The 13628-nt window shown below is 61.8% G+C and carries 9 protein-coding genes and 3 tRNA genes; 3 read left to right on the top strand and 9 right to left on the bottom strand.

Translation table 11 applies throughout. The features are described from left to right. Positions 1–19: 19 nt before the first annotated feature. The 6 genes from HMPREF2550_RS08050 to HMPREF2550_RS08075 form a co-directional block, all read right to left on the bottom strand. Positions 20–1456, bottom strand: coding sequence for a YjiH family protein (locus HMPREF2550_RS08050; RefSeq protein ID WP_083319854.1), 1437 nt, complete (start codon positions 1454–1456; stop codon positions 20–22). Positions 1457–1681: 225 nt separating this feature from the next. Then, positions 1682–3640 (bottom strand): vWA domain-containing protein, encoded by a 1959-nt coding sequence (locus HMPREF2550_RS08055; protein WP_070790705.1) that lies wholly within the window; start codon positions 3638–3640, stop codon positions 1682–1684. A 164-nt stretch (positions 3641–3804) separates the two neighbouring features. Further along, positions 3805–5763, bottom strand: a complete 1959-nt coding sequence (locus tag HMPREF2550_RS08060) for a vWA domain-containing protein (protein WP_168167698.1) — start codon at positions 5761–5763, stop codon at positions 3805–3807. 117 nt (positions 5764–5880) lie between these two features. Further along, positions 5881–7911 carry a vWA domain-containing protein gene (locus tag HMPREF2550_RS08065; protein WP_083319857.1) on the bottom strand — a complete coding sequence of 677 codons (2031 nt, stop codon included), beginning with the start codon at positions 7909–7911 and terminating at the stop codon, positions 5881–5883. Positions 7912–8069: 158 nt separating this feature from the next. Next, a tRNA-Asp gene (locus HMPREF2550_RS08070) sits at positions 8070–8146 on the bottom strand. 34 nt (positions 8147–8180) lie between these two features. Beyond that, positions 8181–8256 (bottom strand) — tRNA-Glu (locus HMPREF2550_RS08075). Between the two features lie 100 nt (positions 8257–8356). Here HMPREF2550_RS08075 and HMPREF2550_RS08080 point away from each other — a divergent pair. Further along, on the top strand, positions 8357–8656 hold the full coding sequence (locus tag HMPREF2550_RS08080; RefSeq protein WP_038592276.1) for a metal-sensitive transcriptional regulator: 300 nt from the start codon (positions 8357–8359) through the stop codon (positions 8654–8656). Between the two features lie 60 nt (positions 8657–8716). Here HMPREF2550_RS08080 and HMPREF2550_RS08085 read toward each other — a convergent pair. Both HMPREF2550_RS08085 and HMPREF2550_RS08090 read right to left on the bottom strand, forming a co-directional pair. Continuing rightward, a tRNA-Lys gene (locus HMPREF2550_RS08085) sits at positions 8717–8789 on the bottom strand. Positions 8790–8916: 127 nt separating this feature from the next. Then, positions 8917–10425: an acetyl-CoA hydrolase/transferase family protein gene (locus HMPREF2550_RS08090; protein ID WP_070764330.1), complete on the bottom strand. Its 1509-nt coding sequence runs from the start codon at positions 10423–10425 to the stop codon at positions 8917–8919. Positions 10426–10725: 300 nt separating this feature from the next. Between HMPREF2550_RS08090 and dusB the strand changes: the two genes are divergently transcribed. Further along, positions 10726–11922 carry a tRNA dihydrouridine synthase DusB gene (gene dusB / locus HMPREF2550_RS08095; RefSeq protein ID WP_168167699.1) on the top strand — a complete coding sequence of 399 codons (1197 nt, stop codon included), beginning with the start codon at positions 10726–10728 and terminating at the stop codon, positions 11920–11922. Beyond that, positions 11864–12745, top strand: coding sequence for a phosphate signaling complex PhoU family protein (locus HMPREF2550_RS08100; RefSeq protein ID WP_371441173.1), 882 nt, complete (start codon positions 11864–11866; stop codon positions 12743–12745). Before dusB ends, HMPREF2550_RS08100 begins: the two co-directional genes overlap by 59 nt. A gap of 90 nt (positions 12746–12835) precedes the next feature. Here the strand turns inward: HMPREF2550_RS08100 and pstB are convergent, their stop codons facing one another. Then, complete coding sequence (pstB, locus tag HMPREF2550_RS08105; RefSeq protein ID WP_070764326.1) at positions 12836–13609, bottom strand: phosphate ABC transporter ATP-binding protein PstB; 774 nt, start codon at positions 13607–13609, stop codon at positions 12836–12838. Positions 13610–13628 lie beyond the last annotated feature (19 nt).

Here is a 13628-nt window from a genome sequence, read left to right on the forward strand (position 1 = left end):
TCGAGTGCAAAGTCGGTGCCTAGAAAAGCAGGAGTGCTACAGGCACCGTAATGAGCACAGTGAGTACGACGCGGATGAACCAGATGATGACCATCTTCACGATGTTGAGGGGAATATCGGTCGCGAGAACCGCTGGCACCATCGCCGAGAAGAAGAAAATCTGACTCACGGAAACTACTGCGATGGTGAACTTCAACACCATATCCTCGGAACCCGCTACTAGCGTTGCGGGGAGGAACATCTCCGCAAGACCAGTTGCCAAGGCCCCGGAAGTTGCCCACGGGTCCGGTAGCTGAAGAAGCCACACGACTGGGTAGAACACAATACCCAGCGCTTTAAACACCGGAGTATAGGTAGCGAGCAAAAGCCCGATCACGCCTACAGACATGATTCCCGGTGTTACCTGTACAGCCATCGTCAGGCCGTCACGGAAGTTCGCCCACAAGACTTTGACCAAGGAATCCGCGCGCTCGAGTTCCAGCTTCGCTTCACGCCACGCGGCCTTCATACGGTTGCCAGTAATCTCCTTTTCCGGGTGAGGCTCGGCCCCCGGGTAATAGTCCTCCGGAATGCGACTGATTGGAGGGATGCGCACGATGATCGCCGTGACGATAAAAGTAATGATGAATGTGACAAGGAAATAGATGTTCCAGTACTCCATCATGTCCAGCGTTTTCGCCAGAATCACCATAAACGTGGCAGATACAGTGGAGAATCCGGATACAACAATCGCAGCTTCACGGCCGTTGTAGCTACCGTTCTTGTACATGCGGTCCGTGATCAGCAGACCGAGTGAATACGACCCAAGAAATGAAGCCACCGCGTCGACTGCGGATTTACCCGGGGTTCGGAATACCGGTCGCATAAAGGGTTGAACCATCAGGCCGATGAATTCCATCAGACCGAAGCCCACAAGTAAGCCGAGAAAAACAGCTCCAACGGGGATAAGCATCCCGACGGAAATGACGAGTTTATCCAAAACAAACGGCCCAATATCGGGATTAAGTAGCCAGGCCGGACCCACGCCAAATGTGACCATCGCGCACAACACAATTGCTACCACCGAAAGGAAAGCAAAAACCATGCGCGCATAGTCTTCTTTCCATCGTCCCGAAACGAACTGGTACACCGTGCCCACGACAATGGCGAGGAGTGCCAGATACCGAGTGCCCTGGCCGAGAGTTTCCGTGATCCAGGTGACAATGTGGTCGAGAAGAATCGTTGAGCTAGAACCGTTGATAGAAAACGGCACGAAGAATGCAAAAAGGCCAATCGCACTGTAGAGAAAGAAGCGCCACACTGCTCTCGGCTGCGGCTCGGCTCCTCGCAGAGCACTTGCATCGTCGTCCTGCTCGGATTCGCCACCAAGCGGATACGCCGCCACCGGCAAGTCCTTCACCGGCCACGCAGATGAGAATTTACGTCGCGAATGCGGTTGTTCAGAGGCCCTATCCATCGATATCCTTTCAGCTCTTCCTCTAACTGCCTTATGCCTCAATTCCACAATTAGCCAAGCTCACTTTCCGCTCGACCTGTGGTAAATAATTATTATTTCATAAATCGTGAGACAAAACACAGGATTCAACTGCGGAATCCTGACCAAAGGAGACGTCGACCTCTGAGCCTCCCGCGTACCTGGCCCCCAGCGGGATGGCCAGGTAAGCAGTAGAGCCCACACCCGCTACTGCCAGCTGTCGCTCGACTTGCGGCGCAGCACCAGTGCCACCACAGCTGCAATCAGCAGAAGCACCACTGCCCCGCCGAGCAGCATCGGTATGAGACCAAACCCGCTGGCTTCTTCCTCCGCAGCGGCTTGCTCCTGAGCCTCGCTATCTTCCGCTTCGGCAACTGAGCTTTCCGCGGTGCTTTCGGTTTCGCTCTCGGACGCCGCGTCAAACTTGATCGGCTCGTCCGCTGGCTCCGGCCCCGGATCGCTGGTGGGCACCCAGTCCGGCCCACCTTCGGCCGGCTCGCCGTCGAGGGCGACCGCAAACTCGTAGGGTTGCTCCACGCCGGTAGGTGCTGTGTTGCCGTAGACCCAATCCTGGCTGAACCAGATGTAGTAGTCGCCCTGGTAGGGTGCCTCGATCCCAGGCCAGACGCGCGCTGGCGGGGCGATCGGCCCCTCTTGGTTTTCTTCGCCGTGGAGCCCCAGCGAGGACTGGGCACGATCGTGGCGCAGTGGATCCATCACCCCGAACTTGATATTCCCAGCGGCACCCGTAAGCGATTTTCCTGACTTCACAGTCACAACGGGGCGCTGCCCGTTGGATACGGGGATCTTGTAATAGCGGTACTCACCAGGCACGATCACGCCGGAGTAGGATCCCTCCGTGATCTCTGCGGCATCGTTAAAGCTTGTGCCGCCGTTGAGCGGCTGCGGGTTTTCCACCTTCAGCTCGCCCGAATACTCGCTGGGCTGGGCGAGCGGGTTTGCTTCCCACTCCTTTTCCTGCGCCTCATCCGCGACCGGCTCGTAGAACACCTGCACCTCGACGTCTACACCTGCCGGTGCTGCATCGTCCACACCGGAAAGCTGTGTGGTCACAAGGATGTCGCTCATATCGCAATCGAGGCTCGTTCCGTGGTCTCGTTTCATTGCGAAGCCACCGGGGTGCGTCCTTCCGTGCATCTGCCTCGCGGTGACGGGTGCGGAGAGGAACCCGCAGTTTTCCTCGCGTTCATTTGTCACGTCCCTAATTTCGACCTTCGCGACGGACCAGTCCCAGTCGCCATCGGTTTGCCACATCGGCGTCACCACAACGTGACCATGGTGGCGTGGCGGGATGGAGAGACGGAAGTATTGATTCTGCTCAGAGTTTGCATCGGCCGGGATCTTCGTCCGGTATTGCCCTTCGCCCAGCCACTTCGCGTCTTCCGGGCTGTCCGCAAACTCGAAGGGCGTTCCGTCAGCCTTATAAGTGTCCACCCCGCGCTGGGCGAGGAACTTCAGCGATTCGGCCAGGCTCCCGGCGTCAGCGGCCTCGAGGAACTGCCCGCCGCCAGCCTCGGCGATGCACTCCAGCTCCGCGCGAGCCTCCTCGTCAGCCTTGAACCCAACGGTGTGGATAGCAAGGTCCACACCCTGCCCTGCCAGCTCCTTGGCCACATCGCAGACCTCCGGCGGCGCACAGGAGTCAATCCCGTCGGAGACCAGGATGATGGAGCGCTCGCCCTCATTCCCGAGCTCACCCGCGGCCTTGCGCAGCGCATTGCCCATCGGCGTGTAGCCCTTCGGCGTCAGCCCGTCGATAGCCGCACCGAATTCCTGCCTGTCCAGCGAGCCCACCGGCACGAGCGTCTGAATGTCCCGGCAGCCCTTTTCACGATTGTCCGGCGCGTTCGACTCCTGCGCACCGTAGGTGAGCAGGCCAATGTTGGCGGTATCCGGCAGGGAGCCGATCAGCTCGTGCGTCGCCTTCTTCGCCGCGTCGATACGCGGGCCGTCGGCGTCCTCCTCGACCATGGAAAAGGAGGCGTCGAGAATCAGCGCCGCTTTCGCGTCGACGGAGCCTTCGCTTGCCGACGCCCGCGTCGTCGTCCCCGGAACCGTCCTGGTCTCCGTACTGATCGCCGTACTCGACGTCGCCGGCGAGGTGGCCGTTTCCGTCGCGATCGCGGGCGCTACCCACATCAGCATGCACGCAACAGCAAGCACGAGCGCTGCTACGGCGTGACTCCCCCTTCGCGTGTGCGACATTGTTCAACTCCTGTCCGCATTGTTACTAGGGTCACAACCCACACTAAAAGCGGATCCACGCTTGCGCAACAGCTGTCTGGTTACCTTGTATGCAAAACCACCTATCAGTTGCCGCGCTGCTTACGCACGATGAAGAAGACCACTGCCGCGGCGATCAGCAGCAGCACCAGCAGGCCGCCGAGCAGCGTCGGGACGAGCCCGAAGCCGCCCTCATCCTCACTGTCCGCGGCGTTGACCTCTTGGCCATCGTCGCTCTCTTCCTGCGAGGCCGAGGTCGTTGCCTCGCCATCTACCGCGTCGAACTTGATCGGCTCGTCCGAAGGCTCCGGCCCGTCCTCATGCGTCGGCGTCCAATCCGGGCCACCGTTGGCGGGCTCGCCGTCCATGACCACCTCAAACTCGAAGGGCTGCTCTACACCAGCGACGTCGTAGCCCTCGTGCACCCAGCCCATGCCGAACCAGACGTAGTACTCGCCCTGGTAAGGAGTGTTGGTGCCGTGCCACACGTATTGGCCCAGGGTCTCCGGGCCTGACTCGGCTTCGTCCTGGAAGAAGTTCAGCCTGAAGCCTGCCACCTCGTTGCGCAGCGGGTCATAGATGCCGTACCCGAGGCTATCGGCATTGTGGGCAACCGACGCCGGCGTCTTCACGTTCATTACCGGCCGCTGCCCGTAGTCCACAGGAATCTTGAAGAACCGGAATTCGCCGGGAACGATGTTGTCGGAGTACGTGCCCTCGGTAATCTCCACCGCGTTGTTGAAGCTAGTGCCACCGGAAATCGGCTCCGGGTTCTCAATCGGCAGCTCCCCCAGGTACTCGCCCGCGCTCGTCACGCGGCCATCTACCCACTCGCTCTCCTGCTCCTCGCTGATGACCGGCTCGTAGACCACGTTCACTTCGAGCGCGATGCCCTCGGTGACCTCTTCTTCGACGTCGGAAACCTGCATCTTGACCAGGATGTCGCTCATGTCGCACTCCATGTCGTCTTTATCATTGCGCTCTACCGAGGCATTCGCAGAGTCGGCCCCATAGTCCGGCCCAGAAGAAATGAACGCGGTGTGCGTCACCGGGAACCAGCCGCACTCCTCATCACCTTTGTTGGTCACCTCCACCGGATCAATCTTCAGGTGCCCCTTTTCCCACATGCCCTCGGTCTGCCACACCGGTGTAACCACCATGCGCGCGTTGTGACGCGGCGGCACAGAAATCCGGAAGTACCGGTCCGTCGGGGTGCCCCCGTCTGGCGTCACCGTGGTCTGGTACTGGCCTTCGCCCAGCCACTTCGCGTCCTCCGGTGTTTCCGAGAACTCAAACTCAGTGCCGCCAGTCTCGTACTTCTCCACGCCTCGCTGGGCCAGAAACTTCAGCGACTCCGCCAGGCTCGCAGAGTCGGCAGCCTCCAAGAACTGCCCGCCGCCAGCTTCCGCGATGCACTCCAGCTCCGCACGAGCCTCCTCGTCCGCCTTGAAGCCGACCGTATGGATCGTCAGGTCCACGCCCTGGCCGGCCAGCTCCTTGGCCACGTCGCACACCTCCGGCGGCGCGCAGGTATCAATGCCGTCGGACACCAGGATGATGGAGCGCTCCCCCTCATTGCCCAGTTCCTCCGCGGCCTTACGCAGTGCATTGCCCATCGGTGTGTACCCCTTCGGCGTGAGCCCGTCGATAGCCGAGCCGAACTCCTGCTTATCCACCTCGCCGATAGGAACCAGGCGCTGAATATCCCTGCATCCCTTTTCTCTATTGTCCGGCGCGTTGGACTCCTGCGCACCATAGGCAAACAGGCCCATCTGCGCCGTGTCCGGCAGGGAATCGATCAGCTCGTGCGTCGCCTTCTTCGCCGCGTCGATCCGCGGGCCATCGGCGTCCTCCTCAAGCATCGAAAACGAGGCATCCAGGATCAGCGCCGCTTTCGCGTCCGCGGAGCCTTCGCTTGCCGACGCCCGCGCAGTCGAACTCGACAGCGTCGTCGTCTCCGTGCTCACCGCGGTGCTCGATTCCACGGGCCGGTTCGTCGTCGTTGCCGTCTCCGTCGCGAATGCCGGTGCGACCCACATCAGCATGCACGCGGCCGCGAGCATAAACGCAGCGACGGCACGACTTCTTTCCCTTACATGCGACATTGCTCAAGCCCTTTCCTGAATATGCCCAACAGGTACCTGGTTCTGCCCGCAGGCAACCTACTGCCAGTTCCCGCGCTGCTTGCGCACGATGAAGAAGACCACGGCCGCAGCGATCAGCAACAGCACCAGCAGGCCACCGAGCAATGTCGGGACGAGCCCGAAGCCGCCGTCCTGCTCGTCGCTCGAAGCGTTGACCTCCTGGTCATCGTCGCTCTCCTCCTGCGAGGCTGACGTCGTTGCAGCGCTGTCCGCCGCGTCGAATTTGATCGGCTCGTCCGAAGGCTCGGGGCCATTCTCATGCGTCGGCGTCCAGTCCGGGCCGCCGTTGGCAGGCTCGCCATCCAAGAGCACCTCGAACTCGAAAGGCTGATCGACGCCGGCGATCCCGTACCCCTCGGACACCCAGCCCATACCGAACCAGACGTAGTAGTCGCCCTGGTAGGGAGTATCGCTGCCGTACCACACGTACTGGTTCGCGGTTTCTGGGTCGGACTCAACCGCGTCATCAAAGAAGATCAGTTTGTTTCCTGCGACCCCATTGCGCAGTGGATCCTTCACGCCGAACGCAATGTCGTCAGCGTTGCGTGCAACCGAAGGCGGCGTCTTTGCCCGAATCACCGGGCGCTGCCCATAGGTCACCGGAATCTTGAAAAACTTGAACTCGCCGGGAACGATGTGGTCGGAATACGTGCCCTCTGAAATCTCTACAGCGTCGTTGAAACCCGTACCGCCGCTGATCGGCTGCGGATTCTCAATCGGCATCTCCTCCTGGTACTCGCCGGCGCTGGAGATACGACGCTCCTCCCACTCATCGGCCTGCTCCTCGCCAGGGATCGGCTCGTAGAAGATGCCGACTTCGATGGGGACATCCTCGGCGACCTCGTCGCGGCTATTGGAGATATGCATCTTGACCAGGATGTCGCTCATATCGCACTCCATGTCCTCATCGTCGGTGCGTTTCATCGAAGCGTATGCCGAGCCAATGCCAAAGCCCGGTCCACCCGATGCGGTCTCTCCCCAGCTGCCAGGGAACTCACCACACGCCGGGTCCCCCTCGTTGGTGACCTCCGCCGGCTCCACCTTGACCTCTGTGTCTTCCCACATGGCGTCGCCCTGCAGGACCGGAGTGAACACCACTCGTCCGTGGTGGCGCGGCGGCACGGAAAAGCGGAAATAGCGGTCTGTTTTGGAGGTTCGATCCGGCGTCACCGTCGTCAAATATTGGCCCTCGCCCAGCCACTTCGCGTCCTCGGGGTTGTCCGCAAACTCGAAAGGCGTGCCCGCTGTCTGGTACTTCACCACCCCGCGCTGGGCCAGAAACTTCAGCGACTCCGCAAGGCTGCTCGCATCAGCAGCCTCGAGGAACTGCCCACCACCGGCCTCGGCGATGCACTCCAGCTCCGCGCGGGCCTCTTCATCAGCCTTGAACCCCACCGTGTGGATAGTCAAATCCACGCCTTCGCCGGCTAGCTCCTTGGCCACGTCGCAGACCTCCGGCGGCGCGCAGGTATCAATGCCGTCAGAGACCAGGATGATCGAGCGCTCGCCCTCGTCCCCCAGCTCATCCGCGGCTTCGCGCAGCGCATTGCCCATTGGCGTGTAGCCCTTCGGCGTGAGCCCGTCGATAGCCGAGCCGAACTCCTGCTTATCAATCTCACCCACCGGGACCAGCCGCTGGATGTCCCGGCAGCCCGCTTCCCTATTGTCCGGCGCGTTCGACTCCTGCGCACCGTAAGCGAACAGGCCCATCTGCGCCGTATCCGGCAGGGAATCAATCAGCTCGTGGGTCGCCTTCTTCGCCGCGTCGATACGCGGGCCATCGGCATCTTCCTCGAGCATCGAAAACGACGCGTCCAGAATCAGCGCCGCCTTCGCATCAGCAGAACCCTGGCTCGCGTTTTCCTCGGATGCCCCAGAGGTTTTCGTCGTCGAACTCGACAGCGTCTTTGTCTCAGTACTTGTCGCGGTACTCGAGCTCGCAGGCTTACTCGTCTCGGTAGCAAATGCGGGCACCACCCACATCAACATGCACGCGGCGGCAAGCACCAGCACAGCTACGGCGCGGCTTCTCTCCCTTACATGCGACATTGCTCAAGTCCCTTTCACCATATGGCCAAGATCACAGCCCACAGTAAAATGCCGATAAGGTGACCGCAACAGATGTCCGGGAAACTTAACCAAAAATTTACGGCATGGCGGGAACGCAAAAAGCCAGCCCCCGGACTACCGGGGACTGGCTTTGCCACTGGCGACCCTGACGGGACTTGAACCCGCGACCTCCGCCGTGACAGGGCGGCGCGCTAACCAACTGCGCCACAGGGCCATCGCACTGCAACTCCCACCGAAGGGGGAATCACTGGTACCCCCAACGGGATTCGAACCCGTGTTGCCGCCGTGAAAGGGCGGAGTCCTAGGCCTCTAGACGATGGGGGCTAGCGACTTGACCTAATCTAATGCATTGCCTGTGAGAATAGCAAAACGCCTGTTCATTTCGTCTTTCTTAGCCGTGGAACTGGTCGGTTAAGATGTCTGCATGCACGATGACGACTGCCACCACGGTTACTTTGCGGAGAAGTCCCGCTATCTCGCTCGCCTCAAGCGCATCGAGGGGCAGGTGCGCGGGATTCACCGGATGGTGGACGAGGACAAGTATTGCATCGACATCCTCACGCAGATCGCCGCGATCGATTCCGCGCTGGAAAACCTTGGCTTGGCGCTCCTCGAGGACCACCTCCACCACTGCGTCTCCGGCGCGCTCGCCGCAGGCGATGCGCAGGCGGATGACAAGGTGACAGAGGCAATGCAGGCGATACGGCGGATGGTGAAGTCTTAATCCCCACCCAGCAACGCGAAAACCTCCGGCTCCTTCTAAGGATCCGGAGGTTTTCCACGGTGGGCCCTGTGGGGATCGAACCCACGACCTGCGGATTAAAAGTCCGTAGCTCTACCAACTGAGCTAAAGGCCCATGCGCAACATAGTAGCGGGCCGCGTACGTTGCGCGGTAATCACCCCGCCTGCGCGTGGCGACGCCCGCGCCACCTGCGCAAATCTTGCGGCAGGCCGCGCGGGCGTGCGGTGCACTTTAAAGGCGATTAGCCTTCTTTCTGCATCGTGCCCGTCTCCTGGATGCGGGTGTGGAAGTCGAAGGCGTGGCGCAGGTCGTGCGGGGTCGCCTGGTACTTGCTCTTCGCAGCCAGCTCGACGTACTCCTCCAGCAGCGGACGGTAGGAGGGGTGAGCGATCGAGATCATCTTCTGAACGCGGTCACGCGGTGCCAGGCCGCGCAGGTCTGCCACACCGTACTCGGTAATGAAGACCATCGCGTCGTGCTCCGTGTGGTCCACGTGCGAGACCATCGGGACAATCGCGGAGATCGCGCCGTCCTTGGCCACCGACGGGGAGATGAAGGAGGAGATGTACGCGTTGCGGGTGAAGTCACCGGAGCCACCCAGCGCGTTCATCAGGCGGGAGCCGTTGATGTGCGTGGAGTTGGCGTTGCCGTAGATGTCCGCCTCGATCATGCCGTTGGAGGCGATCAGGCCGGTGCGGCGAATGACCTCCGGGTGGTTAGAGATGGACTGCGGGCGCAGGATGATGGACTCGCGGTAGCGCGCAGCCTCATCGTTCATCTTCTCCGCGTACTCCGGGGACAGGGAGAAGGAGGTCGCGGAAGCGACGGTCATCTTGCCCGCGTCGATCAGGTCGACCATGCCGTCCTGGATGACCTCGGTGTAGGCCTGGATGTTTTCAAACTTGGAGTCCATCAGACCAGCCATCACGGCGTTCGGCACGTTGCCCACGCCGGACTGCATGACGTAGCCGTCGTAGGTGAGGCGGCCGGCCTTGACCTCGTTCTCCAAGAAGTCGAGGAAGTTGCCAGCGATCTGCTCCGACACCTCGTCCGGTGCCTTGAACGGCGCGTTGCGGTCCGGATCATTAGTCTCGATGACAGCAACGACCTTCTCCGGGTCGATCTCAATGTAGGTGGTACCGATACGGTCACCGCACTTGGTGATCGGGATCGGGATACGGTTCGGCAGCGCCGGCACGGTCCAGATGTCGTGCATGCCCTCCAGGTCCTCGGACTGCCACTCGTTGACCTCAATGATGATCTTCTTGGCGGCGTTGAGGAACTCGACGGAGTTGCCCACGGAGGAGGACGGGACGATGTTGCCCTCTTCAGTAATGCGGACTGCCTCCACGATGGCCAGGTCAACGTCGCCGAAGAAGCCCTGCTCCACCATCATGCCCGAGTGGGACAGGTGGATGTCCTGGAACTTCATCTCGCCAGCGTTGATCTTGTTACGCATCTGCGGGTCGGACTGGTACGGCATGCGGTAGCGCAGCGCGTTCGCCTCCGCGAGCACACCGTCACACTCCGGCGCGGTGGATGCGCCCGTGTAGAGGTCGATGCTGAAGTCCTGACCCTTGGCGTGCGCAGCCTTGGCCTTTTCTGCGATGACGCCCGGCATGGCCTTGGGGTACCCAGCCCCGGTAAAGCCGGACACGCCCACCTTGTCGCCATGGTTGACAAACTGGCCCGCTTCTTCAGCGGACATGACCTTGTCACGCAGTTTTGCATTGGCGATACGGTTACCCATATTCATCCCTCACTTGGATTCGTCGGTAGGTGATAACAACACCACTGTATTGTGACCTATCTTGCATTGCCACGTCTACGAGATCCATCCTCCCACCCCCACCAGCGCACGCAAATGATGTGACTATCTGCAGCTTCGCAGGTAGCTGGGGGTACGGTGTCGCATTTCGCGCCCGATTGACGGGAAACACACTCCCGAACCTCCCCAGTTTTCACCCCCACTTGGGTGTACTCGTTCGCTGACTACCTCGCGGCTACACAAATTGCACTTTCCCGCCACAACCGGGAACAATGGGGCACTATGACAGCCCCAACTACCACTCAGCACAGTACGCCCGGCGCGCCAGACGCGCCCGCACTGCGCATCGGCGCTATGGAGCTGAACTCGCCTGTCATCCTCGCGCCGATGGCCGGGGTGACCAACATGCCGTTTCGCGTGCTGTGCCGCGAGATTGAGCAGGAACTCACCGGGACAAGCTCCGGGCTCTACGTCTGCGAGATGATCACCGCGCGCGCGATGGTGGCGCGGAACCAGAAGACGCTGCACATGACCAGCTTCGCGCCGCAAGAGACGCCGCGCTCCATGCAGCTCTACACCGTGGACCCGAAGTTCACGTACGAGGCAGTGCGCATGATCGTCGAGGAGGACATCGCCGACCACGTGGACATGAACTTTGGCTGCCCAGTGCCAAAGGTCACGCGCAAGGGTGGTGGCTCCGCTATCCCCTACAAGCGCCGCCTGTTTGGCAACATCGTCGCAGCCGCCGTGCGCGCCGCCGAGGGCTCCTGCATCCCGATTACGGTGAAGTTCCGCATCGGTATCGACGACGAGCACCACACCCACCTCGACGCCGGCCGCATCGCCGCGGAGGAGGGCGCGGCCGCCGTCGCGCTGCATGCGCGCACCGCAGCAGAGCGCTATTCGGGCGCGGCGCACTGGGACGAGATCGCCCGGCTCGTCGAGCACATGGACGGCACGGGCGTGCCCGTGATCGGCAACGGCGACATCTTCGCCGCCGAGGACGCGCAGCGGATGATGGATGAGACCGCCTGTCACGGCGTGGAGGTCGGGCGCGGCTGCCTTGGACGCCCCTGGCTGTTCGCCCAGCTCGGTGCCCAGCTGCGCGGGGAGCCCATTCCCGCAGAGCCGACGCTGGGGGAAGTCTCGCGCATTATTTACCGCCACGCGGAACTGCTCGCCGCGCACGATGGCGAGGACCACGCGTGCCGTGACATCCGCAAGCACACCGGCTGGTACCTGCGCGGTTTTCCCGTTGGCGGCGAGTTCCGCAAGGAGCTTGCCCAAGTCACCTCGCTCGCCCAGCTGCGCGAGCGGCTGGCCCCAATCGCAGATTCTCAGCAGCTGGCGGAAGAAGCAGACAGCGCGCGCGGCCGCCAGGGCAGCTCCGCGAAAGTCGCGCTGCCGGAAGGATGGTTAGATGATCCCGAAGATGAGTCGGTCCCGCAGGGCGCAGAGATCGAAAACAACGGCGGATAACCCAAGCGCCGAAAACGCTGAGGCCACTGAGGCCACTGAGTCTGAGGACGAGGCGAGCGGGGACGACGGGGCGTCGACAAGCAACAAGGCTCCGGGCGTGCGCTTGCGCACCGTCTACCGCGAGCACCTCGAGGCCTTCAATGCCGACTTGCTCGAGCTTTGCGAGCGGGTGCAGGCAGCGATGCGGTTGGCGTCGGAAAGCTTGCTGACTCAGTCCCTGAGCAAGGCCGAGGATGCCCTGACCGAGGTCGACGGCATGCGCGAGATCACCACGCGCTGCGAAGAGCGCAGCGTGAGCCTCCTTGCGCTCGAAAGCCCCGTGGCCTCCGACCTGCGTCAAGTGCTTTCCTCGATTTACATCGTGGAGAATCTCTCGCGCATGGCGGCGCTGTCCATGCACATCGCCACACTCACCCGCGCCCGCCACCCGCACGCGGTCGTGCCCGAAGAGCTCAACCGCTACATCGAGGAGATGAGCCGGCTTGCCGACGCCATGGTGGAGCAGACCCGCGAGCTTTTGCTGCACCCCGACGCGGACGAGGCCGTCAAGCTGCACAGCATTGACGACGGCATGGACGACATGAAGGCCTACCTGCTCAACCTGGTCTCCGAGCCGGACTGGCCCTACAGCACGCGCGAGGCCGTGGACCTTGCGATGCTCGTGCGCTACTACGAGCGCTTCGCCGACCGCTGCGTGAACGTGGGCAACCGCATCGTCTTTCTTGTGACGGGGCTTCAGCCCGATGAGTACGTGCGCGAGGGCGAGTTTGATATGCAGGCGAAATTCCGCGAGATCGAGGCGCGGTTCAAAAACGTGCGCTAACACAGCCGCGCTAACCCAGCAACATGGAAAACGCCGCTGCCTTACACAAAGGCAGCGGCGTGCACCGAGTGGTAAACGGAGCTAGAGGCTTTAGCCGAAGCGGCCGGCGATGTAGTCCTCGGTCTCCTTCTTCTCCGGGTTCTCGAAGATGGTGGTCGTGTCATTGAACTCGACCAGGTTGCCCGGCTTACCGGTGGCCTCGAGGGAGAAGAACGCCGTCTTGTCGGACACACGGGCAGCCTGCTGCATGTTGTGGGTCACGATCACGATGGTGTAGTCGGTCTTCAGCTCGTGGATGAGATCCTCCACGGCGAGCGTGGAGATCGGGTCGAGCGCGGAGCAGGGCTCGTCCATGAGCAGCACCTCGGGGCGCACGGCGATCGCGCGCGCGATGCAGAGGCGCTGCTGCTGGCCACCGGAGAGGCCGCCGCCCGGCTTGTCCAGGCGGTCCTTGACCTCGTCCCAGAGGTTGGCACCGCGCAGCGACTGCTCAGCAACTTCCTTGAGCTTCTTCTTGTCCTTCTCGCCGGACAGCTTCAGGCCAGCGACTACGTTGTCCTCGATGGACATCGTGGGGAACGGGTTCGCCTTCTGGAACACCATGCCGATGGTGTTGCGCACGGAGACCGGGTCGACGTTCTTGCCGTAGATGTTGTGGCCGTCGAGCAGGATCTCGCCCTTAACCGAGGCGTTCGGGATGACCTCGTGCATGCGGTTGAGCGTGCGCAGCACAGTGGACTTGCCGCAGCCGGAGGGGCCGATGAAGGCGGTCACGGCCTGGGCAGGGATCTTCATGTTGACGTCGCGGACGGCGTGGAAGTCGTCGTAGTAGATATTGACGTCGTTGAGTTCGAGTTTGGACATCGGGGTTTCTCCTCTAGTG

It is taken from the genome of Corynebacterium sp. HMSC074A01 (genome assembly GCF_001831515.1).
In the GTDB taxonomy this organism is placed as follows: domain Bacteria; phylum Actinomycetota; class Actinomycetes; order Mycobacteriales; family Mycobacteriaceae; genus Corynebacterium.